This window comes from Thioalkalivibrio thiocyanoxidans ARh2 (assembly GCF_000385215.1).
Taxonomy (GTDB): Bacteria; Pseudomonadota; Gammaproteobacteria; order Ectothiorhodospirales; family Ectothiorhodospiraceae; genus Thioalkalivibrio; species Thioalkalivibrio thiocyanoxidans.
The window spans coordinates 1-26,109 of sequence record NZ_ARQK01000042.1 but is presented as its reverse complement, the minus strand read 5'-3'; the positions used below and the strand labels follow the sequence as shown (position 1 = coordinate 26,109).

The following is a 26,109-nucleotide window of genomic DNA, read 5'->3' as shown; positions in this document are numbered from 1 at the left end:
GGTGCTGCCGGGGTCGGGGTCGTGTCGATGCGGGTCCTGGATATGCGCAGGCAACATGGCGTTCGGCTCAGACAAGGTCGATCCGGTCGGCCGCACGGTGGTGGAGGCCGACCATCAGCGTGAGGTAGTCGCGCAGCTGACGGGTCAGCAGGAAGTTCTCGCGTACCAGTTCGCGTGCGTTGTCGCCCATGTGCTGGATCTTTTCCGGGGCCTGCAGCAGATAGCGTATGCGCAGTGCGGCACCCTCGGGCGTGTTGACGAGGAACCCGGTGTGATAGTTGCTGACCTGCAGGCGGATGCCGCCGGTGTCGCCGCCGATCACCGGCTTGCCCTTCCACATGGCTTCGGTGACGGTGAGTCCGAAGCCCTCGCGGGTCGATTTCTGCAGAACGATGTGCGCCGCGCGCTGCAGGGCGTTGATGCCGCGGTGGGCGTCCGGGGGCAGGGTGAGGATGCGGATGTGTGGGTCGTTGTCGGAGGCCTCGCGCACCTCGGCCAGCACCGCGTCGCCCTCCGGGTCGTCGGTGGCGGTGCCGCCGGCAAGCACCAGCTGCAGGCGGGGCACGAAGCGCCGCGCCATCCGGAACGCCTCGACCACTCCGACCGGGTCCTTGAAGCGGTCGTAGCGGGAGATTTGGGCAATGATCGGGCTCTCCGGGTCCAGCTCGAAGCGGTGGTAGATGGCGTCGATCTCCTCCTGCGGCAGGTCGATGTTCTTGTCGCTCAGGGGATCGATGCTGGGCGCGATGATGTATTCCGGGTGCGGCAGGGCGCGGGTGAACTGCGGCAGCGAGAAGATGCTGGCGTCAAACGCGCGAACGTGGCGCTCCAGGAACCGCCAGACATGCCGCTGTGGCCGGCTGGCGTCGATGTGGCAGCGCCAGACCCACTGGCCACCGCGGTTCGGGCAGTGGCGTAGCAGGGCGGCCGGCTGCGGGTCGTGGATCACCACGAAGTCGGCGTCCTCCAGCAGCGGGCGCAGTCGGGCCGCGTTTTGTTCGTTGACCTCCTCATAATGCTGCAGCAGACGATCCGGGATCTGGATGCGGCTGCCCTGCAGGGCGTTGTGCATCTGCTTGGTGCATTCGTAGAAGTCGGCGTCCCCGCTGATCACTTCCCAGTGGGTGTCGATCCCCAGCTCGCGGCTGAGTGGTACCAGCTTGTGCAGGATCTCGGCCACGCCGCCCCCCAGGCGCGTCGAGTTGACGTGGACCACGCTGCGCCCCTGCAGCGGTGCGGACAGCTGGCGCAGGTGGCGGATGATGTCCTCGCCGGCGACCGCCGCGTAGGCCTCCAGCAGCGAGCTCACGCCACGCCCTCGCCGAAGTGGCGCCGGAACAGCGCCCCCAGCTGGTCGCGCAGTTCCGACAGGGTGTTGAAGTAGGGATCGATGTCGGCGAGGGCATCGACCAGCTCCTGGTGCTCGTGGTCGAATCCCGCAAGCCAGGCGCTGAAGTCGTCGGTGCGATCCGGCGTGCGCCGGCGGGCATCGACGAAATGGTAGAACACGCTGCTCAGCGGCATGCGCGGGATGTGTCCCACGAGGTCGCGGTAGTCACCGGCCTCCAGGCCGGCGTCGAACACGACGATCTGCGCATGGATGAATTCGAACACCTGGGTGGCCGGGATCCACTCGAGGAACGGTGTGTCCTCCAGCCGCTGGTCGATGTATTCCAGGATCACCAGGCGCAGCTCCTCGACGTCGTCGTATTCGTCGGGATCGACCATCGCCAGCTGCTCCGCGAGCACGTCGTCACGCACGGCGTGGTGGACCCAGGCGGCGAAGTCGTTGTGGTATTCGCGCTCCTCGAAGCGTGGCTGCAGCAGCGCACCCCAGAAGTGGTAGTAGAGCGTGTCGCGCCCGGACTGCACCAGGTGGTCGCGGAGCTCCTTCAGGGAGCTGGCCCGGCGGCCGGAGGCGATGGGGATCAGTGCGCAGTCGCGGAAGCGGAAGGGTGCCGCCGGCGGTGCGTGCTCGAATCCGGGTCCGTTCATGGTGGCACGCTTTTCCTCTGCCCGTGTTCGCTACTTGCGCCGCGTGCGTTCGTGACGCTGCTCGCGGCCGATCAGGCGTACCAGGTCTTCCAGCTGTTCGGAGATCAACTCCAGCACGTCATCCACGCTGAGGATGCCGATCAGGGTCCCGCGGTTGTCCACCACCGGGACGCGGCGTACCCCCTTGTCGCGCATCACTTCGATGACCTCCATCAGTCCGGTCTTCTCCGGCACGGTGACCAGCTCGTAGCTCATCACGTCGCCGATGGTGACTTCGTCCAGATCGACGCCCTCCGCGAGGATCTCCAGCACCACGTCGCGATCGGTCAGGATGCCGCGCGGGATCGGATGCCGCCCTGCGTCGCGCGCCACGACCACCACCGTGCCCACATGATGTTCGCGCATCATGTTCACCGCCGTGCGCACGGATTCCTGTTCCTCCACCACGATCACGTCGCGGTTTGCGTATTCGCCTGCGGACATGGACGTTCTCCCGCCATCAGCATGATTCGTTCAACCGGGACCGATCCGGCCTCGTGCCGCCCGGATCCTGCGGCTTCCGGAAAACGGCCCTGTGAGGCCTCGGGCAGTCCCGGGCAATCGCCGTTGTCGCTTTCATGGAAAATAGTCCATCAATCCGCTGCGCGCAGTCTCGGGCTCGCGGATTCGGCACTACGGGATACGGGCGAGGACCTCCCCGAAGGCATCAGGGACGAAGCGATGCGGGGCCCGTTATCGCCAGCAGTGGGAGGGCAGGTGGCCATCGACCAGGAGGCCACCGCGGAGGGGAGTTGCGAGCCCGGGCCGTGGCTGTACGGCTTCGGGATATGTCCATGGTGGACAGTTGAGTGGACAGAGCCCGCGATCATGGCGGGTTCGGGCCCGACGGGTGGGCCGCGACAGGTGTACCGGACACAAAAAAGCCACCCGAAGGTGGCTGATTCAATGGTAAGAACTGGTGGAGGCGGCGGGAATCGAACCCGCGTCCGCAGGCCCTCCGCCCTCGGCTCTACATGCTTATCCCGTCTTTCAGTTTAACCAGCCGCTACCCGACAGGCAGGGAAAACAACTGGCGATCCCGGTTGAGTTTTAATGGATCCACGCCGGGCGCGCTTCACCACGAGCTTATGAGAGTCGACGCCCGATACTGGACGCATAAGCACGGCTCCAGTCGGACGGCATCTACCGGTTTTTAAGCGGCGAGTGCGTAGTTGTCGTCGTTGGCAACTATTTTTTTGCGGTGATTTTTACGAGGCTCACCACATCCTCGGCATGCACCTAAGGTTTCGCGACCCGCGTCGAATCCAAGTCGCCCCCTTGCAGTTACATTGACAGTGTAACCCATCGGAGGTTCCCGGACCATTGCGAATTCCCCGGCCGGACGGGCTGGGGAGAACCCACGCGGCAGCGGTAGACCCTTCCACCGCCCTTGCCGCCGCATGGTCTCTGGCAGGGCCGGGGCGGCTTGGTTCGGCATTTGCGTCACGGAGGATCCGATCCGGGACCGGGTCCGGTACAATGCGCGGCTTTTGGCACGTCTGGTTTCGAGGAAGCGCAATGCGGTTTGTGGAAGGGGGTATCGCCGTCTCGTCGTTTCGGCTGCGGGCACTGGAGGCCGGCCTGCGGGCGAGCGTCCCCGACGCGGGCCCGCTCGCGGCACGGTTTGTCTACTTTATCGAGCCTCGGCGGCGTCTGACGACGGAGGAGGATGCGGTCCTGGATCACCTGCTGCGCGAGGGCGAGGCCTGGCAGGAGCCCGAGTTTGATGTTCAGCGTGAGCTGGTGGTGATCCCGCGCTTCGGCACGATCAGCCCGTGGTCGTCCAAGGCCACCGAAATCGCGCACCACGCCGGCCTGGAAGAGGCCATTGTGCGGATCGAGCGCGGCATTCACTGGCAGATCGGTGGGCAGGGAGCGAGGGGTGCGGCCCTGGAAGCTCTTGGGGACCTCCTGCACGACCGGATGACCGAGACGGTCATCGAGGATCCGGCGGAGGCGGCGCGGCTGTTCCAGTCCGAGACCCCGCGCTCGCTGGGTCGCGTTGAGCTGGGCGACGACCCGCGGCGGGCGCTGGAAGCCGCCAATGTCGATCTGGGGCTCGCGCTGTCGCCGGACGAGATCGAATATCTGGCGGAGGGTTACGCGGCGCTCGGGCGCGCGCCCACCGATGCCGAGCTGATGATGTTCGCCCAGGCGAACTCCGAACACTGCCGCCACAAGATCTTCAACGCCGCCTGGATCCTGGATGGCGAGGCGGACGAGCGCACGTTGTTCGGGATGATCCGCAGCACCCACCAGAAGCACCCGGAGCGCGTGCTGTCCGCCTACAGCGACAATGCCTCGGTGATCGCCGGGCACGCGGGCATCCGCCTGATGCCGGATGCGATCACCGGCGAGTATCAGCGCGAATCGCTGGATCTGCCGATCCTGATGAAGGTGGAAACCCACAACCATCCGACTGCGATCTCTCCGTTCCCGGGTGCCGCCACGGGCTCGGGCGGCGAGATCCGCGACGAGGGGGCCACCGGCCAGGGCTCCAAACCCAAGGCGGGGCTGACGGGGTTTACCGTCTCCAATCTACAGATCCCCGATCTGCCGCAGCCGTGGGAGCGCGACTTCGGCCGGCCGCAGCGTATCGAGAGTGCGCGCCAGATCATGCTGGACGGCCCGATCGGTGCCGCCGCATTCAACAACGAATTCGGGCGCCCCGCGCTGGCTGGATACTTCCGCACCTTCGAGATGGCGCTGCCGCGCCCGGACGGGAGCGAGGTCCTCTACGGCTACCACAAGCCCATCATGCTGGCTGGCGGGCTGGGGTCGATCCGCGGCGAACACGTGCACAAGCAGGATGTGCCCCCGGGCACGCCGATCGTGGTCCTGGGCGGGCCGGCGATGCTGATCGGCCTGGGCGGCGGGGCGGCCTCGTCAATGGCCAGTGGCGCCAGTGCGGAGCAGCTCGACTTCGCCTCGGTGCAGCGTGGAAATCCGGAGATGGAGCGGCGTTGCCAGGAGGTGATCGATCGCTGCACCGCGCTGGGGGGGCAGAACCCGATCCGGTCGATCCACGACGTGGGTGCGGGCGGCCTTTCCAATGCGATCCCCGAGATCCTCGACGATGCCGGTCGGGGCGGTGTGATCGAAATGCGGGAGGTCCCGACCGCCGAGCCGGGGCTGTCGCCGATGGAGCTGTGGTGCAACGAGGCGCAGGAACGCTATGTGCTGGCGGTGGACGCCGCCCGTCTGGAGACGTTCCGCATGCTGGCCGAGCGCGAGCGGGCGCCGTTCGCGGTGGTCGGACGCGCCACCGAGGAGGGTCACCTGAAGGTCGAGGACCGGCTGTTCCACGAGCCGCCCGTGGATATGCCCATGGGGATGCTGCTCGGCAAGACGCCGCGCATGACGCGCGAGGATCGCCGCACGGCACCGCCGGCCACCGACTTTGACGCGGCCGATTGCCCGCTGGATGAGGCAGTCCGTCGTGTGCTGCAGATGCCGGCGGTGGCGGCCAAGCACTTCCTGATCACGATCGGTGATCGCAGTGTGGGCGGCCTGGTTGCGCGCGACCAGATGGTCGGCCCGTGGCAGGTACCGGTGGCCGACTGCGCGGTGACGCTGACCGACTTCGAGGGCTATACCGGCGAGGCGATGGCCATGGGCGAGCGTACGCCCCTGGCGATCCTCTCCGGCCCGGCCTCCGGGCGCATGGCGATCGGCGAGGTCGTGACCAATATGGCTGCCGCCGATATCGACAGTACCGACAGGATCCGACTGTCCGCTAACTGGATGGCCGCCGCGGGCGTCCCCGGAGAGGACGCGAACCTGTTCGATACGGTACGCGCGGTGGCCGAGGACGTGTGCCCGGGGTTGGGGATCTCGATCCCGGTCGGCAAGGACTCGCTGTCGATGCGAACGGTCTGGGAGACCGGGAGTGGCGAGGCGCGCGACATGCATGCGCCGGTATCGCTGATCGTCTCGGGATTCGCACCGGTGGTCGATGTCCGCCGCAGCGTGACGCCCGAACTGAATCCGGATGCGGACCCGGCCCTGTGGCTCATCGACCTGGGCGAGGGGCATACGCGCATGGGCGGTTCGGCGCTGGCCCAGGCCTGGGGGCATATCGGGCGCGAGGCACCGGATCTGGTCGATGTGGCACGACTGCGGGGCTTCTTTGACGTGATCACGGGGCTGCGCCGCAAGGGGCTGCTGACCGCGTATCACGACCGCTCCGATGGTGGCCTGTTCACCACGCTCGTGGAAATGGCCTTTGCCGGTCGCTGTGGCCTGGATGTGACGGTCCCCGACGACCATCGGGCTCAGGAATGGCTGTTCAACGAGGAACTGGGTGCGGTGGTACAGCTGGCGCCGGGGGCGGAGGCCGCGCTTCGTGACGGGCTGAACGCCGTCGGGCTGGGCGCGCACCTGCATCGCGTTGCGACCCTGCGCGTGGACGACCATATCCTGGTGCGCCAGGGGCCGAAGGACCTGCTGGAGTCCACCCGCGCGCAGCTCCAGGGCGAGTGGCAGGCGACCTCGTCCGCGATGCAGCGCCTGCGTGACGATCCCGAGTGTGCCGACGAGGAGCTCTCGCGGGTCGAGGCGGACGGGGGACTGGTTGCGCGTGTCGGTTTCGATCCTTCGGAGGACCTTGCCGCTCCCCTGATCGCGACCGGTGTCCGTCCGCGCGTCGCGATTCTGCGCGAGCAGGGGGTGAATGGGCAGCTGGAGATGGCTGCGGCATTCGAGCGTGCCGGGTTTCAGCCGGTGGATGTACACATGACGGACCTGCTCTCCGGGCGGCGGGCGCTGGACGAGATGCAGGGTCTTGCCGTCTGCGGCGGGTTTTCCTACGGGGACGTGCTCGGCGCCGGGGGTGGCTGGGCCCAGACTATCCTGAAACATGCCGCGCTGCGCGATCAGTTTCAGGCCTTCTTCGACCGTACCGACAGCTTTACGCTCGGGGTCTGCAATGGCTGCCAGATGCTGTCCCATCTGGCCCCGCTGATCCCCGGGGCGGACCACTGGCCGCGCTTTGTGCGCAACCGTTCCGAGCAGTTCGAGGCGCGGCTGTCGCTGGTGCGGGTGGAGCCGGGCCCCTCGGTGCTGCTGGACGGCATGGGCGGGTCCCTGCTTCCGGTGGTGGTCTCGCACGGGGAGGGCCGCGTGGCGTATCGGGAAGAGGCCCCGGTGCACGACCAGGCGGCGCTGCGCTACGTCGAGGCGGACGACACGCCAGCGACGCGCTATCCGGCCAATCCCAACGGCTCGCCCGGTGGGGCGACGGGTTTCACTTCGCAGGATGGGCGCGCGACGATCATGATGCCGCACCCGGAACGCGTATTCCGTACGGTACAGCACAGCTGGCACCCGCGGGACTGGGGCGAGGACGGTCCCTGGATGCGGCTGTTCCGCAACGCGCGCGTGTTTGCGGGCTGATCGTCTATAAGCGTCTGTACAAGCCGCGCAAGCGCGGCGGGAACCTGACCCGTCGGTAACCAGGAGGTCCGATGACGGCGAGCGAATGGAGCGAATACCTGGGGGATGATCTGCGAGTGACCAGCTCGCTCGCGATCGGCCCGTCCGACCGAGCCTTTACCGACCCGGGGCTCGCGCAGCGTCTGATCGAGAGCCTGGACCTGTTCGACGACACGCATCCGCGTTCGGTCCCGCACGAAGACGAAGCGGCACCCGAGATCCAGCGCCTGGAGCACAAGCTCGATCTGTTGCTGCATCTGGTGGCCGAGTCGCTGCACCCGGAACGCCCGGCCCCCGTGGAGGCGACTTTGTCGCGCCACGGGCTTGTGTTGCCGGCAGGCACCGTTCCGGAGGATTGTGACAGGGTGGAGATCTACCTCAGCCGTCTCCTGCCGCAGCCTTGTGTGCTGGGTGTCGAGAGTCCGACTACTGCCGGAAACGTCCAGCTGATGCGCTGGACCGGCATGGAGGACAGCCTGCGCGAAGCGCTCGGGCGCTGGATCTTCCGGCTTCACCGACGCGAGATTGCCGACAAACGACAGAAAGTTGACGGCGGTCACAACTAGCCCGATACTGAGACGCTCATCACACATTTGTATGGGTTTGGCGAAGACCCTGCATGAGTTAACTCAGTCTGCTAGCGGTGGCCGGAATGACGGATCTGAACGGGCGCGACCAGGAACTACGGATAGCTCTCACCGGTGAACCCGGCGCAGCCCGCGATACGCAGGCGATCCTGACGTGTCTTGGCTGCGAAACCGAGTCCCACCAAAGCCCCGAGGCGCTGCTCGACCGCGGTTCCGATGCCGCCGCGGTGTGGTGGTGCGGCCCGGGGGCGGAACTCGACTCGCGCTTGCTCGAGGGTCTCAACGACCAGACCACCGTGGTCGTTCAGCCAACCGATGGCGAAACGGTCAACGCGCCGGGCTCGGGTTGCGTGGTCGAACACCCGTTGTCGATCGCCCAGGTCAGTCAGGTCCTGCAGTGGCTGCGCTACGGGCGCGAGCCAGGACATGACGACATGCCCGGTCTGGTGGGGGTGCACCCCACCATGCTGGCGGTCAAGCGTCTCGTCGCGCAGGTGGCGCGTACCGATGCGACCGCGCTTATCCTCGGGGAGACGGGATCCGGCAAGGAGGTCATCGCGCGCGCGATTCATGCGGCCTCCGATCGTGCTGACAAGCCCTTTGTCGCCGTCAACTGTGGGGCGATCCCGGCCGATCTGCTGGAAAGCGAGTTGTTCGGCCACGAAAAAGGGGCATTCACGGGTGCGTTTACCGCCCGCACGGGTCGCTTCGAACTGGCCGGCGACGGGACGCTGTTCCTGGACGAGATCGGCGACATGCCGCTGCCGATGCAGGTAAAGCTGCTGCGCGTGCTGCAGGAGCGGGTGTTCGAGCGGGTTGGTTCGAACAAGTCGGTCTCCACCAACGCCCGGATCATCGCGGCCACCCATCGCAACCTGGATGACGCGGTGGCGGAAGGCAGCTTCCGCCAGGATCTGTTCTTCCGGCTGAATGTATTTCCCATCGAACTGCCCCCGCTGCGCGAGCGCGCCAGCGACATCCCGTCGCTGGTGGCTGCGCTGGAGGACCGGCTGCGGGAGCAGGGCATGACGCCGGCGCATCTGACGCCGGCCGTGATGGCGCACCTGAGCCAGCTGCCGTGGCAGGGCAACATCCGCGAACTGGCGAATCTGCTGGAGCAGCTGGCCATCATGTATCCCGACCTGCCGGTGGACCTCGGTCAGCTGCCCCCGCGTGTCCGTCCCGAGGGAATCGATGACCTGACCGTGCCGCCGCAGGCCGATGCCAATGGCCAGCTCGCCAATGTCCCGAATGGGGCGCTGGGACTGGCGCGCGAGGGTCTCCCGCCCGAAGGTGTCGACCTGCGCGGCTATCTGAATGACCTGGAGCGCGAGATGATCGTCGCCGCGCTGAACGAAACGGGCCAGGTCGTGGCCCGGGCCGCCCGGCGCCTCGGCATGCGACGTACGACGCTGGTCGAGCGCATGCGCAAGTTCGGACTGGGCAAGGGCTGACGGAACATTCGCCGGACTCTACATCGTCGGGAAGCCGTCATCTAATGATGGTCCTGCAGTCCTAAGACCCGACGATGAATTGACGGCAAGCATCCGGAATATACCCTAAGTCTTTGTAATACACCCTTATTGTCTGTTCTGGCTTGGTTCTTGCTGGTTGCCTCCCGAACTTCCGAGGAACCGGTTTATGTCCAGAGCGACCATTCTCCTAGTCGATGCGGAACCCGCGCTGCGCGAGGCGGTGGTGCGCGTGCTGGCGACGATCCCCAGGGTACGGCTGGAGTCCTGTCAGGGTGACGAACTTTCCGATGCGCTGGAGAGGCATCGCCCGCGCGCGGTACTGGTGGCGAATCGTGGCGTTCGGCGTGACTGGAGCGCCCTGAACGGGCAGGTGCCGGTCGCCGCCGTTGGACACGACGCGGCACACGACGACGAGATCCGGGCCCTGCGCGAGGGCCTGACCGCCCATTTCGCGCTCCCCGACATGGCCGAGCCCATGGCCGAGTGGCTGCGTTCGGTCGTCAAGCCGTCTCCCGGGATCGTGGTCCCCCGCATGGTGGCGCAGAGCGTCTCGATGCAACTGCTGGATGCCTTTGTATCGCGGATTGCCGCGAGCCCGGCCACGGTATTCGTGACCGGCGAATCGGGTGTGGGCAAGGAGGTACTGGCGCGGCAGGTGCACGCGCGTTCGCCGCGTGCCAACGGGCCGTTCGAGGCCGTCAACTGCGCGGCGTTGCCGGAGACGATGCTGGAGGCCCTGCTGTTCGGGCATGCCAAGGGTGCATTCACCGGGGCGCTGGAGGCGCGGCCGGGCAAGTTCGTCCAGGCGCATGGCGGGACGTTGTTGCTCGACGAGGTCACCGAGATCCCGGTCAACCTGCAGGCGAAGCTGCTGCGCGTGCTTCAGGAACGCGAAGTGGAGCCGCTCGGCGGGCGGCAAAGCCGGCGTATCGACGTGCGAGTGATCGCCACCTCGAACCGCGACCTGCGCGAGGCCCTGGCCGAAGGCGTGCTGCGCGATGACCTGTACTACCGTCTGAATGTCTTCCCCGTCTGGATCCCGCCGCTGCGCGAGCGCCCGGAGGATATCGTTCCGCTGGCGCGCACCCTGCTGCGTCGGTTGAGCGGCAATGCATTGACTGATCTCGATACCTCGGCCCAGAGGCGCCTGGTCGAGCATGACTGGCCGGGCAATGTTCGCGAGCTGGCGAATGTGATGGAACGTGCAGTCACCCTGCACGACCCGGCACGCGGATCGACCATTGGTGTGGAGGCGATCTGGCTGGACCTGGATATGCTGATGCCCTGGGGCACACACGAGTGTCAGGCATCGGACACGGGTGAGTTCGATGACTGCCGGCCCGCCGACGAGAACTCGACGCCGATGCTGGAACAGACCCTGCAGACCCAGGAGAGCCGGGTCATCCTGAATGTATTGCGCGAGTCGGGCGGGCGTCGCAAGGAGGCGGCGGAGCGACTGGGAATCAGCCCCAGAACATTGCGTTACAAGATCGCCCGGCTGCGCGAGTCGGGATTCGCGGTGCCTTCTTCGGGGAACTAGGGCGATCACTGGCACGGGCCTTGCTTTCTGCTATGGCGAAGCTGCCGGGGCCCACAGGGCGATTGCCGGACGAGGCGGTCACGCGTAGGGCCAAACGTCTTTCGTGCCGCGCGTGGTGGTGAAAAGGGGAGTTGAATCATGAGCGAGATGCAGATTCAGAACGTACTGGCCCAGATGCGCCAGCTGACCCAGAACTCGGGCGTGGAGCAAACCAATCCCACGCAGCAGCCGGGTCAGGTTGGCGGTGCGGACTTCCAGAACGTGCTGCGTGACTCGCTACGCGGGGTGAATGAAGTGCAGCAGGATGCAAGCGATCTTCAGACCCGTTTCGAACTCGGCGACGAGAATGTCAGCCTGCCGCAGGTCATGGTCGCGATGAACAAGTCCAGCCTCGCATTCGAGGCGACGAACCAGGTACGCAATCGGCTTCTGAACGCGTATCAGGAAATCATGCGGATGCAGGTCTGACGCCGGGACCTTACGGAGAATAAGCACCCATGGCCGAGAACGCACAAACCCTGCCCGCCGTGATCACCGGCGGTTTTCGCGAGTTCAATGGCATGCCGGCCGGTCGCCAGCTTGCGCTGCTGGGCATGCTGGCCGGCGCGATCGTGGTGATCGTGGCCGTGCTGTACTGGGCCTTCCGGCCGACCTATGTGCCGCTGTTCCCGCGCATGGAAAGCGAGGAAGCGGCGGAAGTGGTGCAGGCCCTCTCGCAGGCTGGAATCTCCTATGAGGTGGATTCCACCACCGGACAGGTGAAGGTGCCGCAGGGGGACGTGGCCGAGGCCCGCCTGCAGCTGGCATCGGAGGGCCTGCCGCGCTCGGGCGATGTGGGCTTCGAACTGTTGCAGGAAGATACGGGGCTGGGTACCAGCCGCATGATTGAGGGGGCCCGCTTCCATCGCGCGATGGAGGGAGAGCTTGCGCGCACCGTTGCCTCCCTGGACGCGGTCGAGCGTGCACGGGTGCATATTGCGCAGGCGGAAGAGTCAGTATTTGTACGCGATCGCCGCCCAGCGAGTGCCTCGGTGGTCGTGCACCTGCGGGGGAGTCGTTCCCTGTCGGATTCCCAAGTGTCGTCGATCGTGCACCTGGTGGCCTCGAGTACCTCGGAGTTGGAGCCGGAGAGTGTGACCGTGGTCGACCAGCGGGGCAGACTGCTGACGCAGGACGGAGGCGATCGCGGTGGCATGGGGAATAGTGACCGGCTCTCGTACTCGCGCGAGGTCGAGCAGCGCTATGCGGAACGCATCCATGACCTGCTCGCACCGATCGTGGGCTCGGACAAGGTGCGCGTTCAGGTCAACGCCGATATCGATTTCTCGCAGGTGGAACGCACCGAGGAACTCTACGATCCGGAGACCATTGCCCTGCGGTCGGAGCAGACGCGCGAGGACGAGCGCACCGGAATGGATGGCGGCCCGACCGGGGTCCCCGGGGCGCTGACGAATCAGCCGCCGGAAGGTGGCGCGGTGGAAGATCCGGAGGGCGAGGTGGCGCCGGCCCCGTTGCCGAGCAATCGCAGCGCGAATGTCACCCGCAACTACGAGGTGGATCGGCGCATCAATCATATCCGCGAGGCACCGGGCGGTATTCGCCGAGTGTCCACTGCGGTGGTTGTGGACTTTCGCGAGCAGGCGGGCGAAGACGGCGCCACCGAGAGTGTGGCCCGCGACGCGGAGGAGCTCGAGCGTATCGAGGCCCTGGTACGCGAGGCGGTTGGATTCTCGGAGGCCCGTGGCGATACGCTGAACGTGGTGACCGCACCGTTCGAGGCACCGGTGGAGGAGATGGTCGAGGACGAGGTGCCGTTCTGGTCGCAGGCATGGTTCCACGAGATGGTCAAGATCGGCGCAGGCCTGCTGCTGGCGCTGATCCTGCTGCTGACGGTGGTGCGCCCGGCACTGAAGCAGTTGACGGCTCGGCCGCCGCGCGATACGCGGGCGGAACAACCACGGGCGCTGACGGACGAGATGGAACAAGGTGCCGCCGCCGCGCCGTCGGAGTCGCCCTCGGCCGTGGCCGCCCTGACCGGGCCCAAGGGGCCGGATCAGCAGGAGATGGATCTCGAGGCGGTACGCGAGATGGTGCGCGAGGACCCGAAGCGCGTGGCACAGGTAATGAAGACCTGGTTGGGTGACGATGGCCGCTGACAAGCAAGCCAAGAAGATGGATGGCGCGGAACGCGCCGCGGTGTTCATGATGAGCCTCGGCGAGGATGCCGCCGCCGAGGTCATGCGCCACATGGGGCCGAAAGAGGTGCAGAAGATCGGGACCGCGATGGCCTCGATGGAGCGCATCTCGCGAGCCGATGTGGACGCCGCGCTGCACGATTTTTCCACGCATGTTCAGGAACAGACGGCGCTCGGCGTGGGTGCTGACGAGTACGTGCGCAGCGTTCTGGAGAATGCGCTGGGGGAGAAGGCCTCGGGCGTCATCGACCGGATCCTGCTGGGGCGCAATTCCAAAGGGATCGATGCCCTGAAGTGGCTGGATCCGCGCGCGATTGCCGACATGCTGCGTAACGAACATCCGCAGATTGTCGCGATCGTCCTGTCGCACCTGGATTCCGACCAGGCATCGGACACACTGCAATATCTGCCTTCCCGGGTGCAGAGCGACATCGTAATGCGGATTGCCACCCTGGATGGCATCCAGCCGCAGGCGCTGCAGGAACTGGACGAGATCCTCGATCGCCAGCTCTCGGGGAATGCCGCCAGCAAGACCTCGATGCTGGGCGGGGTGCGCACAGCGGCCAACATCATGAACCTGATGGAGGGATCTCGCGAGGCCGAGATCATGGAGACGATCAAGGAGTCCGATTCGGATCTTGGCGGCCGCATCGAAGAAGAGATGTTCGTGTTCGAGAACCTGGTCGACATCGACGATCGCGGTATTCAGACGCTGCTGCGCGAGATCTCCACGGACTCGCTGGTGCTGGCCATGAAGGGCGCCGAAGATGAACTGAAGGACAAGATCTTCCGCAATATGTCCAAGCGCGCGGCCGAGATGCTGCGTGAGGACCTGGAGGCCAAGGGCCCGGTCCGCGTCAGCGAGGTCGAAGGGGCGCAGAAGGAGATCCTGGCGGTGGCCCGCCGTCTGGCCGAGAACGGCGAGATCGTGCTCGGCGGACAGGGTAGCGAGGCGATGTTGTGACCTCGCGTCCGGTTGCCCAGGCGCAGCTCGAAGAGCCCGATGCATCGCTTTGGGAGCCGCCGGAGATTGGCGAGGAAGGGCTGCGTCCGCCACGCCGGCTGCCTACCGCTGCCGAGATCGAGGAGATCGAGGAGCAGGCGCGTCAGAACGGATTCGAGGTCGGTTACGCCGAGGGGCACGAGATCGGAAAGCAGGAGGCCGAGAAGGCCGCCCGCGCGAAGTCCGACAAACAGCTGCGCGAGACAGTCGCTACCCTGGAGTCCCTTGCCGGTGGCCTGACCGACCCCCTCGCCGAGGCGACTGACCAGCTGGAGCCGGAACTGCTGGCCCTGACGGTCGCACTGGCCCGCAAGGTCCTGAATGCCGAACTCACCACCCGCCCCGAGCTGATCGAACGGGTACTGCACAAGGCCCTGGAGCAGCTCCCGGGGCGGCACCAGGAGGTGCGGGTGCATGTTCACCCGGAGGACCGCGCCCTGCTGGACGACTATGCGCAGTCGCTGGATGCGCGGGTGCACTGGATCGCCGACTCCAACTTGGCGCGGGGTGGCTGCCGCGTCGAAGCCGGCGCCGCGTCTGTGGATGCCTCGCTTGAACGTCGTCTGCAACAGGCGGTTGAGGCGGTCTGGGGCGAACTGGTAGATCCTGCCGATTCGATGCCGTCCGAGAATGGGTCGGGATCGGAGGAGGAGTCGTGAGTTCGCGTCTCGACTCCCTGCGCAAGCGCGGACAGGAGCAACTGACTACGGGGCTGCTGGATCGCCTGCAGCAGTCGCGTGGGCGGCTGGAACGCGTGCATCCGCCACAGTCCGAGGGTCGGCTGTCGCGGCTGACGGGCCTGACTTTCGAGGCCGAGGGCCTGCGTCTGCCGATGGGGGGGCGCGCACTGATCCACGGCGAGACCGGGATGGCCGTTCCGGCCGAGGTCGTCGGGTTCCAGAATGACCGGACGTTCCTGATGCCGGAAGAGCTGGCCTCGGGCCTGACGCCCGGTGCGCGCATCGAGCCGCTCGACGCCCAGCGCGAGATCCCGGTCGGGGACGCGCTGCTGGGGCGCGTGATCGATGCCAACGGCCAGCCGCTGGACGGCAAGGGGCCATTGCGCGCGCGTGATCACAGCCCACTTTCGGGGCGCCCGATCAACCCTCTGCAGCGGGCGCCGGTACGGGAGCCGCTGGATGTCGGCATTCGCTCGATCAACGGGCTGCTGTCGGTCGGACGGGGCCAGCGTCTGGGCCTGTTCGCCGGTTCCGGCGTCGGGAAGAGTGTCCTGCTCGGGATGATGACCCGCAATACCAATGCCGATGTGATCGTGGTCGGGCTGATCGGGGAGCGTGGGCGAGAGGTCAACGAGTTCATCCACGAGATCCTGGACGAGGAGTCTCGACAGCGCACCGTGGTGGTGGCGGTACCGGCGGACCAATCGCCGCTGCTGCGCCAGCATGGTGCCTGGGTGGCCACGACCGTGGCCGAGTCGTTTCGTGATCGAGGACTCAATGTACTGCTGTTGATGGATTCGTTGACGCGCTTTGCCCAGGGGGCGCGCGAGATCGCGATGGCGATCGGCGAGCCGCCGGCCTCGAAAGGCTATGCCGCGTCGGTCTTCGCGCGCCTGCCCCAGCTCGTGGAGCGGGCCGGCAACGGGGATGTGGGCGGTGGCTCGATCACGGCGTTCTACACGGTGCTGGCCGAGGGGGATGACCAGAACGATCCGATCGTGGACGCGGCACGTGCGATCCTCGACGGGCACGTGGTCCTGTCGCGCGAGATCGCGGAGACCGGGCGTTATCCCGCGATCGACGTGTCGGCGTCGGTCTCGCGAGTGATGAGCGCGCTGATCACGCCGGAGCACGAACGGGCAGCCCGACGCTTCCGCGACCTCGCGTCGACCTACATGCGCAACCGCGACCTGATCGCCGTGGGGGCCTACCGCAAGGGTGCGGATCCGCACCTGGACGAAGCGGTGGCCATGCATGACCGGATCGAGGCCTACCTTGGTCAGGGTCGCGACGAGGCCATCGGGTTTGATCAGGCGCGCGACGAACTGCTGGCGCTGACCGGAGGCGCCTGATATGGACTCTCGGCGGCTGGAGCGTCTGTTGCGTCTGCGACGCATCGAGGAAAGCGAGGCGACCCGCCAGCTGGGGACGCGACTGCAACAACTGGACGCGGTGGAGGCTCAACGGACTCAGCTCGAGGGCTATCAGCTGGAGTATCTGCGCGCGCCGCTACCCGACGATACGAATCGACTCAAGTGGCTTTCCGGGATGCGGGATCAACTGCGCCACGCGCTGGAACAGCAGGACCTGCGTGCCCAGGCCGCGGGGGCGCAAGCGGAGCAGGCGCGCCAGGAGTGGCTGCTCCGTCACCGGGCCGTGATGTCTCTGGAGAAGCTGCTCGAGCGGCGCGTTGCCGAACAACAACGGGAGGCCGACCGGAGGCGTCAGCACGAACAGGACCTTTGGGCGACACGGCAGGTGCATGCCCGCACGCAGGATCCGAGTGGCGACTGGCAAGGTTCTTGAATAGTAGAGACGGGTAATACCCAGCCCGGCCGTGTGAGCCGGGCAATGAATCAGAGGATCCATTGATGATCGCGACAAGCAATTCCGGTCAGGGGATGATGCCGCTACTGCAGTTGCTGGGGGGCGGCGGTGACCTCAAAGACCTGCAGGCCCTGGAGGGCCTGGAAGGTCTGAAGGAGCTGAAGACCGCTGACGGGCAGAGTTTCCTGGACATCCTTCAGCCACAGCTCGAGGCGTTGCTGGCCGATCTGGGCGTCGGCGAGGAGGAACTCGACGGGCTCGACCTGGAGGCGATGCTGGTCCGTCTCCAGACGTTGATGGACGAGGATGGGATTGCCGCCGAGATGGACACCGGCGGCAAGGAATTGCCGCTGGCCGCGCTGATGCCGGCAGTGGATGATCGCCCTGCTGCGCCGGTCGCGCGGACAAGCCAGAGCGAAGACGGTGGCGGCGCACGCGAGGTCAAGCCACTGCCCGCGGCGGTCATGCGGCTGTTCCTTGAATCCAGCCAGAACGCGACCGCACAGGGCAACGCAAACGGGCAAGGAGCGGCCGCGGATCTGCTTGGCCCGAACAGCCGGTTGTCGCGCGAGAACGTCCTCGAGCTGCTGGCGCAGTGGATGGCCCAGGGGAGTGATGCGCAGCGGGGGCAGGCCCGCGCCGAACCCCTCGCCGGGATCCTGCCGGCGCACGTACAGGCCGCGGAAGGCAGCGAGGCTTCGCGCAGCCCGGTTCGTCTGGACCTGACCCGCCTGCTGCAGCCCGGGGGGGAGCGCGAACTGAGCGACCAGATCCGCATGCTGGCGCGTGCCCAGGGCGGGCGCACCGAGATCAAGCTGCACCCCCCGCAGCTGGGGACGCTGGATGTGCGCCTGAATGTGGACGGTGATCGGGCGACCGTCCAGTTCATCAGCACCAATCCGGTCACCCGGGAGGTACTGGAGGCCGCGATGCCCCGCCTGCGCGAGAGCCTTGCCCAGAGCGGGCTCACTCTCGAGGATGCCACGGTGTCGGATCAGGCCGCCGAGGAGCGTGAGGGTCAGCAGGCCCGGGCCGACGGAGCCGTGGCAGCGGAAGACGCGGACGAGTCAGAGATCGACGACGAGCAGGGCGCGGACAGCACCCTGTCCATCCTGAACCGTCGCCTCGATCTGTTCGCCTGAGCGCTGCTTTTCTTCAGGGGCCGGGACCGGCCGCCCGCCGGTCCTGTAACGGTCCGCCCGCTCCATCATCCCGCCAAGATCCCGTCTTCTACCGGGGCTGGCGCGGCTGAATCTTGACGATTCCCTTCCCCGGTAACGCGCTGGATTCCCGTCAGTCCGTATCGACCGTCTTGTAAGTCACTGAACTCAAGCACAAAAATGATATTGGCACCGGCTTTGCAATGACATCACGCAATAGTCAGGGTGAGCCTGTGCCATCAGCATGGGCGGATGCGAGAACTTCGAGGGCGGGAAATGGCGGAAAAGGAAGTCGAACTGGAGGAAGAGGGCGCCGGCAAGAAGGGCAAGAAGGGGTTGATCCTGCTTGTCATCCTGCTGGTGCTGGTGTTCGCCGGCGCGGGGGGCGCCGCGGCGTGGTTCTTCCTGGCGAGTGGTGCGGACGAGGACGAGGCCAGTGAGGAAGGCCCGGCCGAGCGCCACTACCACGGGCTGGAGCCGATGACGGTGAATATCGACGGGCCCGGCCGCATCCGCTATCTGCGGGTCGAGCTGAGCGTCGTTACGACCGACCCCGAGGTGATCGAAGGGCTGGAGCGGCATATGCCGGCCGTGCGCAACGACGTGCTGGGGCTTCTTGGTGAGATGCACTACGACGACCTGAATACCCGCGAGGGCAAGGAGTCCCTGGCGGAGGATCTGCGCGATGCCATTGCACAGATTCTCGAGGAGCGGGACGCGCCACACGATGTGGAAGCGGTGCGTTTCAACGAATTGGTCATGCAGTAGGTCCCGCCATGGCGCAGACGGACATTCTCAGTCAGGACGAGATCGACGCCCTCCTGCATGGCGTCGATGACGGCGATATCGAGACGGAAGATCCGTTTCCGAATGACGGGCAGGCTCGGGAGTTCAACTTCGCCACGCAGGATCGCATCGTTCGTGGGCGGATGCCCACGCTGGAGATGATCAACGAGCGGTTTGCACGACATCTGCGGGTCCGTCTGTTCAACATGCTGCGTCGGTCGGCCGAGATCTCGGTGGTCGGGACTCGGGTCTCCAAATTCTCGGAGTACATGCACTCCCTGTTTGTCCCCACCAGCCTGAACCTTGTCCGGGCCCATCCGTTGCACGGGACGGGGCTTTTCGTGTTCGACCCGAAGCTCGTGTTCATCCTGGTCGACAACTTCTTCGGCGGCGACGGGCGCTTTTATACCCGCATCGAGGGGCGTGATTTCACCCCGATGGAGATGCGGGTGGTCCACGGCATCCTTGAGGGTGCCTTCGAGGACATGACCAAGGCCTGGAAGCCGGTGATGGATCTGCGTTTCGAGTTCCTGAACTCGGAGGTGAACCCTCAGTTCGCGAACATCGTGTCGCCCACCGAGATCGTGGTGATCAGCGAGTTCCATATCGAGCTTGATGGTGGTGGCGGCAATCTGCATTTCACGTTGCCGTACTCGATGATCGAGCCCATCCGTGAACAGCTCGATACCGGGCTGCAATCCGACCGTTCGGATGTGGATCAGCGCTGGATGAAAGCACTGGAGGAAGAGATCCAGGATGCCGAGGTCGAGATCAGCTCGATCCTGACCGAGACCGAAGTGACCGTGCAGGAACTGCTCGACATTCAGCCGGGCGACATCATCCCGATCGATCTCCCCGAGGTCGTGACCTTGAAAGTCGAAGATATCCCGCTGTTTCGCGGGAAGTTCGGCGTATCCGACGGCATGAATGCGATCCAGGTGACGGATCGCATCATCAAGCGATAGAGGGCTGCACCCATGGCAGACACCGACGACGACCAGAAGAAAGAAGATGAAACTCGGGCCTCCGAAGAGGAGGGCGATGTGACGACGGAAACAGCCGAAGGCGCCGAGGGCGATGCGCCCGAGGAAGACCAGGACGCCCTCGCGGACGAGTGGGCCGCGGCGCTGGCCGAGCAGAAGGAGACCGACGGCGACGCGGCGGCGGACCCGGACGCGCTGCTGAACGAGGCGCAGGCGAACGCTGCTGGGGGCGAATCGGTGGATGCGCTGACCGGGGCGGAAAAGCGGGAGCGCAAGCACAAGCCCGACCCGGACGCTGAACCCCTGAAGCCGGAGGAGCTGGCTGCGTCAGCGGGGATGTCGGCCGAAGACATCAATCTGCAGATGGTGCTGGATGTACCGGTCACCATCTCGATGGAGATCGGGCGCAGCCGAATCCCGATCCGCAACCTTCTGCAGCTGAACCAGGGCTCGGTGGTGGAGCTCGACCGGCTCGCAGGGGAGCCGCTGGACGTGCTGGTCAACGGGACTCTCATCGCGCACGGCGAGGTGGTGGTGGTCAACGAAAAGTTCGGCATACGGCTGACCGACGTGATCAGCCCGAGTGAACGAATCCGCAAGCTCAAGTAACTGATGAAACTACGCTTTCTACGCTCGCTGGCAGTCCTCGGACTGGCCGGCACAGGGGGGCTCTGGCCCGCGATCGCCCTCGCCGAGGAGGCGAGTGGCGGGATCTCGGCCGCCGCTCACCTGACGCAGATGATCGGCGGTCTGGTGATCGTGATCGTGGCGATCGTGCTTCTGGGCTGGATTCTGCGGCGCACGCAGGGTGGCCTGAGCCGGGGATCGCAGGCCATCGAACTGGTCGCGGTGCGCTCGGTGGGTACCCGTGAACGCCTGATGCTGGTCCAGGTGGGAGGGGAGCAGGTCCTGATCGGGGTCGCGCCCTCCGGTATGCGAACCCTCCATACGCTGCGCGAGCCGGTGAATGTCGAGGAAACCGCGACACCTGATTTCTCGAGCGCCCTGCGCCGGGCGGTCTCCGGCCGTCGCGAGGCGGGAGGCGAACGGACGTGATGGTCGGGCGGCTCAGATACCTGCCGCGCACCTTTGTGGCGCTGGCGCTGTTGCTGCTTCCGGGGCTGGCCTGGGGCCAGTTCGGCGGCGAGGGCATCGAGGCACTGTCGGTAACCACCGACGGGGACGGTGGCGAGACCTATTCCGTCACGCTGCAGATTCTGCTGCTGATGACAGTGCTGACGCTGCTGCCCGCAGCGCTGATCATGATGACGGCCTTCACGCGCATCCTGGTGGTCCTGGCGATCCTGCGCCAGGGGCTGGGGACGACACAGACCCCCTCGAACCAGATCCTCATCGGCTTGGCGTTCTTCCTCACGCTGTTCGTGATGGCGCCGGTGTTCGAGGAGATCTACGAAACCGCGGTCGTGCCGTACATGAACGAGGAGATGGGGACCGAGGAGGTCCTGCAGGCGGGGGTGCAGCCACTTCGTGATTTCATGCTCGCGCATACCCGCGAGAGCGATATCCGCATGTTCGCCGAGATCAACGGCATCGACGGATTCGAGGATGCCGATGACGTCCCGCTGAGCCTGCTGGTCCCGGCCTTCGTCACCAGCGAGCTGAAGACGGCCTTCCAGATCGGGTTCCTGATCCTGATTCCGTTTCTGATTATCGACCTGGTGGTGGCCTCGGTCCTGATGTCGATGGGGATGGTCATGCTGTCGCCGCTGATTATTTCGCTGCCGTTCAAGGTGATGCTGTTCGTCCTCGTCGATGGCTGGGCGCTGATGATGAACACGCTCGCCACCAGCTTCTTTGTTTAGGGGGATTCCGCGATGACGCCGGAGATGGTGGTTGATGTCGGGCGCGAGACGCTCACGGTCGTGGTCCTGCTGGCCGCGCCGCCGCTGCTGACGGCCCTGGCCGTGGGCCTGGCGATCGGGATGCTGCAGGCGGCGACGCAGATCCAGGAGATGACGCTTTCGTTCATCCCCAAGCTGCTGGCGATGTTTGCCGCGTTGCTGATCTCCGGGCACTGGATGCTGGCACTGATCATCGATTTTACGGAGCGGCTCTATGACGCCGCGCCGGGTATGGTGGGGTAGCCGTCCGTGAACCTCGCCATGGATCAGATCCTTGTGTGGGTGGGGGCGGTCATGTGGCCGTTCGCCCGCATTGGGGCGATGCTCCTGGTGATGCCCGTGTTCGGGGGCGACCAGCTCACCGCGACGGTGCGCATCCTGTTTGCCCTGGTGCTCGCGGTCTTCGTGGCCATGCAGGGGCCGGCGCTGCCGGCGGTAGACCCGATCAGTATCGAGGGCGTGGTGGTGACCGTGCACCAGATCCTGATCGGCCTGGTGATGGGCTTCATCCTGCAGATGGTGTTCTCCGCGCTGACCCAGGCGGGCGAGGTGATTGCGCTGTCGATGGGGCTTGGTTTTGCCTCGATCGTCGATCCGGCGCAGGGCGTGCAGGTGCCGGTGGTCTCCACGATCTTCGTGATCATGGCCACGCTGATCTTCCTGGCGATGAACGGGCATCTGATCGCGCTGGAGCTGCTGCTGACCAGTTTCGAAACACTTCCGGTCGCCCCTTCGGGGCTGAATGCCGAGGCGCTGATGTCGCTGATCGCATTCGGCAGCGTGATGTTTCAGGGAGCGGTGCTGGTCGCCATTCCGGCGGTCGCCTCGCTGTTGCTGGTCAATCTCTCGATGGGCGTGATCACGCGCGCCTCGCCGCAGCTGAACATCTTTGCGGTGGGCTTCCCGATGATGATCCTGATGGGTTTCATCCTGCTGCTGCTGACGATGCCCGGCCTGCCGGAGCGTCTCGGCGATCTGTTGTTCGACGGCTTTGGCCTGATGCAAGCGATGCTGGGGTTCTAGGATGGCCGAGAACGAGAGCGGACAAGAGAAAACCGAACAGCCGACTCCGAAACGCCTGCGCGAGGCGAAGGAGAAGGGTCAGGTCCCGCGTTCCCGGGAGCTTTCGACGTTCCTGGTGCTGATGGCGGCCGGCGGTTTCATGACGTTCTTCGGCCCGACGATGGGCGGCCAGCTGGCCGAGCAGACGGCCGCTCGCTTCGACTTCGAACGCGAGCTGGCCTACGACAGCTCGTTGCTGCTGCCCTATCTCACGGAACAGATCTTCGCCACGTTGCGCACGCTGCTCCCGCTGTTTGGGGTACTGATGGTGGCGGCGGTGCTCGCGCCCATCGTGATTGGGGGGGCGAACTTCTCCTGGCAGGCGGCGAAACCCAAGGCCTCCAAGCTCAATCCGCTCAAGGGGCTCAAGCGCATCTTCTCCTGGCAGGGGCTGATGGAGTTCGGCAAGACCTTTGCCAAGTTTGTACTGATCGCAGGGGTCGCGGTATCGGTGCTGTGGATGTTCTCGGACCGGTTGCTGATGCTTGGCTACGAGCCCCTGGAACAGGCCATCGTGCATGCCGCACAGCTGGCACTCGGCACCTTCGTCGCGGTGTCGGCCGCGCTGATTCTGGTCGCCGCGATCGATGCGCCGTTCCAGATGTGGAATCACCAGAAGCAGCTGCGCATGACCCGTCAGGAGCTGAAGGACGAATACAAGGAGACGGACGGCAAGCCGGAGGTGAAGCAGAAGGTCCGCCAGCTGCAGCAGGAGATGGCACAGCGCCGGATGATGGAGGAGGTGCCCAAGGCCGATGTGGTCATCACCAACCCGACCCACTACGCCGTCGCGATCACCTACGAGGCCTCACGCATGGCGGCCCCGAAGCTGGTGGCCAAGGGTGCGGACGAGGTCGCGGCCTCGATCCGCGCAGTGGCGGACGAACACAAGATCATTCGCGTCGAGGCGCCACGGGTGGCCCGCGCAATCTACTTCACCACGGACCTGAACCAGGAGATCCCGAACGGGCTGTTCGTCGCCGTCGCGCGCATCCTCGCCTATGTCTATCAGCTGAAGCGCTCGGATGCGGACGTCGCGATGCCGGATGACCTGCCGGTGCCGGACGACTATCTCGATCCGGAGCAGCAGCGCGGCCGCAGGAGGAACCGCTGATGGCCTTCTTCGACCGCCTGGGGACTGTCGGAAAGTGGGGGCTGGGGGCGCCGATCCTGCTGATCGCGATGCTCTCGATGATGGTGCTGCCGCTGCCGCCCATCGCCCTGGACGTCCTGTTTACCTTCAATATCGCGCTGTCGCTGGTCGTGATCATGGTCGCGGTGTATACGCCGCGCCCGCTGGAGTTCGCGGTCTTCCCGACGGTACTGCTGGTCGCCACGCTGCTGCGCCTGGCGCTGAACGTGGCCTCCACGCGCGTGATCCTGCTGGAGGGGCACACCGGCACCGACGCGGCGGGCCAGGTGATCCAGGCCTTCGGCGATTTCGTCGTGGGCGGGAACTACACCGTCGGGCTGGTGGTGTTCGCCATCCTGATCATCATCAACTTCGTGGTGGTAACCAAGGGCGCGGGGCGCGTCTCGGAGGTCAGCGCCCGATTTACCCTGGACTCCATGCCCGGCAAGCAGATGGCGATCGACGCCGACCTGAATGCGGGGCTGCTGACCCAGGAAGAGGCGCGCAAGCGCCGCGAGGAGATCGCCAGCGAGGCCGACTTCTACGGCTCGATGGATGGTGCCTCGAAATTCGTGCGCGGCGACGCGATCGCCGGGATCCTGATCCTGTTCGTGAACATCATCGGCGGGCTGACCATCGGGACGCTGCAGCACGGCATGTCGATGGGCGACGCCGCGACCAACTACGTGCTGCTGACCATTGGCGACGGACTGGTCGCGCAGATCCCGTCGCTGGTGCTGTCCTCGGCCACCGCCATCATCGTCACGCGGGTCAACAGCACGCAGGACATGGGCCAGCAGGTGTTCGGGCAGATGTTCTCCAACCCGCGCGTGCTGTACGTGGCCGGTGGCGTGATCGCGGTGCTGGGTATGGTTCCGGGGATGCCGAATGCCGTGTTCCTGGGGCTGGCCTCGCTGGCCATGGGCTCGGCCTACCTGATGCAGCGACGTGAGCGGGAGCAGGCCGTGGAGGTGGAGCGTGTTCCCGACGAGCCCGCGGACAGCAGCCCCGAGAGCCGCGACCTGACCTGGGACGATGTGCCGCCGGTGGATCTGGTCTCCCTGGAGGTCGGTTACCGTCTGATCCCGCTGGTGGATCGCACCCAGGATGGCCAGCTAATGGGGAGGATCAAGGGGGTGCGCCGCAAGCTCTCCCAGGAACTCGGCTTCCTGCTGCAGCCGGTGCATATCCGCGACAACCTGGAACTGGGTCCGAATGCCTATCGCATCTCGCTACTGGGCGTCACCGTGGCGGAGGCCGAGGTCTTTCCCGATCGCGAGCTGGCGATCAACCCGGGCGAGGTGTTCGGCACCGTGCCGGGGACGCCGACCAAGGACCCGACCTTCAACCTCGACGCCCTGTGGATCGATCCGGCTGATCGCGATCAGGCGCAGGGGGCCGGCTACACCGTGGTCGACTGCTCCACCGTGATCGCCACGCATCTGTCGCAGGTGTTCCGCGAGAACGCGCATCGCCTGATTGGTCACGAAGAGGCGCAGCATCTGCTGGACCAGCTGGCACGGCACTCGCCGAAGCTGGTCGAGAACCTGGTGCCGAAGACGCTCTCGCTGTCGGTGATCCTGAAGGTGCTGCAGAACCTGCTCGCCGAGCAGGTCTCGATCCGCGATCTGCGCACGATCGCCGAAACCCTGGCAGAGGAGGGTGTGAAGAGTCAGGATCCCGGCGTTTTGACCGCGGCAGTCCGGGTGGCGCTGTCGCGCTCGATCGTGCAGGACCTTGTGGGGCCGGACGAGGAGCTGCCTTTGATCGCGCTGGACCCATCGTTGGAACAGCTCTTGCATAAGTCCCTGCAGGGCAGCAATGGCGAGACCGTGGGATTGGAGCCGGGCCTGGCTGAACGCCTGCAGCGTTCGGTGTCGGAGGCGGCGCAGCGTCAGGAGGCCAGCGGCCAGCCGGCCATCCTGGTGGTGGCCCCGGAGATCCGCTCCTGGATTGCCGGATGGCTGCGCGGGGCGGTGCGCAACCTGGCGGTGCTGGCCTTTACCGAGATCCCCGACAATCGGCGGATCCGTGTGGTAGCCACGGTGGGTCAGGAAGACTCGGCCCGCCAGGCAGCCCCCACGAGTGCCTGAGACGAACAGTAGCGATCGGATACGAGAGGGAAACACTGATCAATGTACACGCTCGCGTTGGTACCCCAGGTTTTCCGAGACAAGGCGCGGTGCGCAGCCGGTAGTGGTTCTACCGGCAAGGGCCGCAACGCAGGATCGGGGAACCTGGGGTGCCAACCCCGAAGGGGCTCGGCCGCTTTTGCGCGCGCACGGCGTTGCGGCTCCCTTGTGCAGAATGACTGCACGGCGGTCACCGCGCCTTGTTCGCACGCAAAAGC

The 26,109-nt window shown here is 65.9% G+C and carries 23 protein-coding genes and 1 other RNA gene; 20 read left to right on the top strand and 4 right to left on the bottom strand.

The features are described from left to right. Positions 1–67: 67 nt before the first annotated feature. The 4 genes from G372_RS0104505 to ssrA form a co-directional block, all read right to left on the bottom strand. A complete protein-coding gene (locus tag G372_RS0104505; RefSeq protein WP_019624277.1) occupies positions 68–1,309 on the bottom strand; it encodes a glycosyltransferase in 1,242 nt (413 codons plus the stop codon). Beyond that, a complete protein-coding gene (locus G372_RS0104500; RefSeq protein ID WP_019624276.1) occupies positions 1,306–1,995 on the bottom strand; it encodes a DUF5752 family protein in 690 nt (229 codons plus the stop codon). Before G372_RS0104500 ends, G372_RS0104505 begins: the two co-directional genes overlap by 4 nt. Positions 1,996–2,025: 30 nt before the next feature. Beyond that, on the bottom strand, positions 2,026–2,478 hold the full coding sequence (locus G372_RS0104495; RefSeq protein ID WP_018864377.1) for a CBS domain-containing protein: 453 nt from the start codon (positions 2,476–2,478) through the stop codon (positions 2,026–2,028). A gap of 473 nt (positions 2,479–2,951) precedes the next feature. Then, positions 2,952–3,312: a transfer-messenger RNA gene (ssrA, locus tag G372_RS13805) on the bottom strand. Between the two features lie 240 nt (positions 3,313–3,552). Here ssrA and purL point away from each other — a divergent pair. The 20 genes from purL to flhA all read left to right on the top strand — a co-directional run bounded on the left by purL (position 3,553) and on the right by flhA (position 25,852). Next, positions 3,553–7,428 carry a phosphoribosylformylglycinamidine synthase gene (gene purL, locus G372_RS0104490; RefSeq protein WP_019624275.1) on the top strand — a complete coding sequence of 1,292 codons (3,876 nt, stop codon included), beginning with the start codon at positions 3,553–3,555 and terminating at the stop codon, positions 7,426–7,428. Between the two features lie 71 nt (positions 7,429–7,499). Beyond that, on the top strand, positions 7,500–8,033 hold the full coding sequence (locus G372_RS0104485) for a PilZ domain-containing protein (RefSeq protein ID WP_019624274.1): 534 nt from the start codon (positions 7,500–7,502) through the stop codon (positions 8,031–8,033). Between the two features lie 86 nt (positions 8,034–8,119). Then, positions 8,120–9,508, top strand: coding sequence for a sigma-54 interaction domain-containing protein (locus tag G372_RS0104480; protein WP_019624273.1), 1,389 nt, complete (start codon positions 8,120–8,122; stop codon positions 9,506–9,508). A gap of 187 nt (positions 9,509–9,695) precedes the next feature. After that, entirely contained in the window at positions 9,696–11,069 is a 1,374-nt protein-coding gene (locus G372_RS0104475; RefSeq protein WP_019624272.1) for a sigma-54-dependent transcriptional regulator, read from the top strand. A 138-nt stretch (positions 11,070–11,207) separates the two neighbouring features. Beyond that, positions 11,208–11,537: a flagellar hook-basal body complex protein FliE gene (fliE, locus tag G372_RS0104470; RefSeq protein WP_018864372.1), complete on the top strand. Its 330-nt coding sequence runs from the start codon at positions 11,208–11,210 to the stop codon at positions 11,535–11,537. A 29-nt stretch (positions 11,538–11,566) separates the two neighbouring features. Next, positions 11,567–13,225: a flagellar basal-body MS-ring/collar protein FliF gene (gene fliF, locus G372_RS0104465; protein ID WP_019624271.1), complete on the top strand. Its 1,659-nt coding sequence runs from the start codon at positions 11,567–11,569 to the stop codon at positions 13,223–13,225. Next, complete coding sequence (fliG, locus tag G372_RS0104460) at positions 13,215–14,228, top strand: flagellar motor switch protein FliG (RefSeq protein ID WP_019624270.1); 1,014 nt, start codon at positions 13,215–13,217, stop codon at positions 14,226–14,228. Before fliF ends, fliG begins: the two co-directional genes overlap by 11 nt. Continuing rightward, entirely contained in the window at positions 14,225–14,926 is a 702-nt protein-coding gene (locus G372_RS0104455) for a FliH/SctL family protein (RefSeq protein WP_019624269.1), read from the top strand. Before fliG ends, G372_RS0104455 begins: the two co-directional genes overlap by 4 nt. Continuing rightward, a complete protein-coding gene (locus G372_RS0104450; protein ID WP_018864368.1) occupies positions 14,923–16,299 on the top strand; it encodes a FliI/YscN family ATPase in 1,377 nt (458 codons plus the stop codon). The genes G372_RS0104455 and G372_RS0104450 overlap by 4 nt, the downstream gene beginning before the upstream one ends. Position 16,300: 1 nt before the next feature. Then, positions 16,301–16,753 (top strand): flagellar export protein FliJ, encoded by a 453-nt coding sequence (locus G372_RS0104445; protein WP_018864367.1) that lies wholly within the window; start codon positions 16,301–16,303, stop codon positions 16,751–16,753. 65 nt (positions 16,754–16,818) lie between these two features. Next, the gene (locus G372_RS0104440) at positions 16,819–17,916 is read left to right on the top strand and encodes a flagellar hook-length control protein FliK (protein ID WP_019624268.1); all 1,098 of its coding nucleotides are present in this window, start codon (positions 16,819–16,821) and stop codon (positions 17,914–17,916) included. Positions 17,917–18,210: 294 nt separating this feature from the next. Further along, entirely contained in the window at positions 18,211–18,702 is a 492-nt protein-coding gene (locus G372_RS0104435; RefSeq protein WP_018864365.1) for a flagellar basal body-associated FliL family protein, read from the top strand. A gap of 8 nt (positions 18,703–18,710) precedes the next feature. Then, positions 18,711–19,685, top strand: a complete 975-nt coding sequence (fliM, locus tag G372_RS0104430) for a flagellar motor switch protein FliM (RefSeq protein ID WP_019624267.1) — start codon at positions 18,711–18,713, stop codon at positions 19,683–19,685. Between the two features lie 12 nt (positions 19,686–19,697). Continuing rightward, the gene (fliN, locus tag G372_RS0104425) at positions 19,698–20,312 is read left to right on the top strand and encodes a flagellar motor switch protein FliN (protein WP_019624266.1); all 615 of its coding nucleotides are present in this window, start codon (positions 19,698–19,700) and stop codon (positions 20,310–20,312) included. A gap of 3 nt (positions 20,313–20,315) precedes the next feature. Then, positions 20,316–20,759 carry a flagellar biosynthetic protein FliO gene (gene fliO, locus G372_RS0104420; protein ID WP_018864362.1) on the top strand — a complete coding sequence of 148 codons (444 nt, stop codon included), beginning with the start codon at positions 20,316–20,318 and terminating at the stop codon, positions 20,757–20,759. After that, on the top strand, positions 20,759–21,526 hold the full coding sequence (fliP, locus tag G372_RS0104415; protein ID WP_019624265.1) for a flagellar type III secretion system pore protein FliP: 768 nt from the start codon (positions 20,759–20,761) through the stop codon (positions 21,524–21,526). Before fliO ends, fliP begins: the two co-directional genes overlap by 1 nt. 12 nt (positions 21,527–21,538) lie before the next feature. Then, a complete protein-coding gene (gene fliQ, locus G372_RS0104410) occupies positions 21,539–21,808 on the top strand; it encodes a flagellar biosynthesis protein FliQ (RefSeq protein WP_018864360.1) in 270 nt (89 codons plus the stop codon). An 18-nt stretch (positions 21,809–21,826) separates the two neighbouring features. Beyond that, positions 21,827–22,588 (top strand): flagellar biosynthetic protein FliR, encoded by a 762-nt coding sequence (fliR, locus tag G372_RS0104405; protein WP_018864359.1) that lies wholly within the window; start codon positions 21,827–21,829, stop codon positions 22,586–22,588. Position 22,589: 1 nt separating this feature from the next. Then, complete coding sequence (gene flhB, locus G372_RS0104400) at positions 22,590–23,741, top strand: flagellar biosynthesis protein FlhB (RefSeq protein ID WP_018864358.1); 1,152 nt, start codon at positions 22,590–22,592, stop codon at positions 23,739–23,741. Then, entirely contained in the window at positions 23,741–25,852 is a 2,112-nt protein-coding gene (gene flhA, locus G372_RS0104395) for a flagellar biosynthesis protein FlhA (protein ID WP_018864357.1), read from the top strand. Before flhB ends, flhA begins: the two co-directional genes overlap by 1 nt. Positions 25,853–26,109 lie beyond the last annotated feature (257 nt).

What these genes read in the sequence shown, in the direction of transcription:
- G372_RS0104440 (WP_019624268.1), top strand. Translation starts at nt 16,819, where the DNA reads ATGATCGCGACAAGCAATTCCGGTCAGGGGATGATGCCGCTACTGCAG.
- G372_RS0104445 (WP_018864367.1), top strand. Translation starts at nt 16,301, where the DNA reads ATGGACTCTCGGCGGCTGGAGCGTCTGTTGCGTCTGCGACGCATCGAG.
- G372_RS0104435 (WP_018864365.1), top strand. Translation starts at nt 18,211, where the DNA reads ATGGCGGAAAAGGAAGTCGAACTGGAGGAAGAGGGCGCCGGCAAGAAG.
- flhA (WP_018864357.1), top strand. Translation starts at nt 23,741, where the DNA reads ATGGCCTTCTTCGACCGCCTGGGGACTGTCGGAAAGTGGGGGCTGGGG.
- fliP (WP_019624265.1), top strand. Translation starts at nt 20,759, where the DNA reads ATGGTCGGGCGGCTCAGATACCTGCCGCGCACCTTTGTGGCGCTGGCG.
- fliE (WP_018864372.1), top strand. Translation starts at nt 11,208, where the DNA reads ATGAGCGAGATGCAGATTCAGAACGTACTGGCCCAGATGCGCCAGCTG.
- fliG (WP_019624270.1), top strand. Translation starts at nt 13,215, where the DNA reads ATGGCCGCTGACAAGCAAGCCAAGAAGATGGATGGCGCGGAACGCGCC.
- G372_RS0104500 (WP_019624276.1), bottom strand. Translation starts at nt 1,995, where the DNA reads ATGAACGGACCCGGATTCGAGCACGCACCGCCGGCGGCACCCTTCCGC.
- flhB (WP_018864358.1), top strand. Translation starts at nt 22,590, where the DNA reads ATGGCCGAGAACGAGAGCGGACAAGAGAAAACCGAACAGCCGACTCCG.
- fliF (WP_019624271.1), top strand. Translation starts at nt 11,567, where the DNA reads ATGGCCGAGAACGCACAAACCCTGCCCGCCGTGATCACCGGCGGTTTT.
- fliM (WP_019624267.1), top strand. Translation starts at nt 18,711, where the DNA reads ATGGCGCAGACGGACATTCTCAGTCAGGACGAGATCGACGCCCTCCTG.
- G372_RS0104475 (WP_019624272.1), top strand. Translation starts at nt 9,696, where the DNA reads ATGTCCAGAGCGACCATTCTCCTAGTCGATGCGGAACCCGCGCTGCGC.
- fliQ (WP_018864360.1), top strand. Translation starts at nt 21,539, where the DNA reads ATGACGCCGGAGATGGTGGTTGATGTCGGGCGCGAGACGCTCACGGTC.
- fliO (WP_018864362.1), top strand. Translation starts at nt 20,316, where the DNA reads ATGAAACTACGCTTTCTACGCTCGCTGGCAGTCCTCGGACTGGCCGGC.
- fliN (WP_019624266.1), top strand. Translation starts at nt 19,698, where the DNA reads ATGGCAGACACCGACGACGACCAGAAGAAAGAAGATGAAACTCGGGCC.
- G372_RS0104485 (WP_019624274.1), top strand. Translation starts at nt 7,500, where the DNA reads ATGACGGCGAGCGAATGGAGCGAATACCTGGGGGATGATCTGCGAGTG.
- fliR (WP_018864359.1), top strand. Translation starts at nt 21,827, where the DNA reads ATGGATCAGATCCTTGTGTGGGTGGGGGCGGTCATGTGGCCGTTCGCC.
- purL (WP_019624275.1), top strand. Translation starts at nt 3,553, where the DNA reads ATGCGGTTTGTGGAAGGGGGTATCGCCGTCTCGTCGTTTCGGCTGCGG.
- G372_RS0104480 (WP_019624273.1), top strand. Translation starts at nt 8,120, where the DNA reads ATGACGGATCTGAACGGGCGCGACCAGGAACTACGGATAGCTCTCACC.
- G372_RS0104495 (WP_018864377.1), bottom strand. Translation starts at nt 2,478, where the DNA reads ATGTCCGCAGGCGAATACGCAAACCGCGACGTGATCGTGGTGGAGGAA.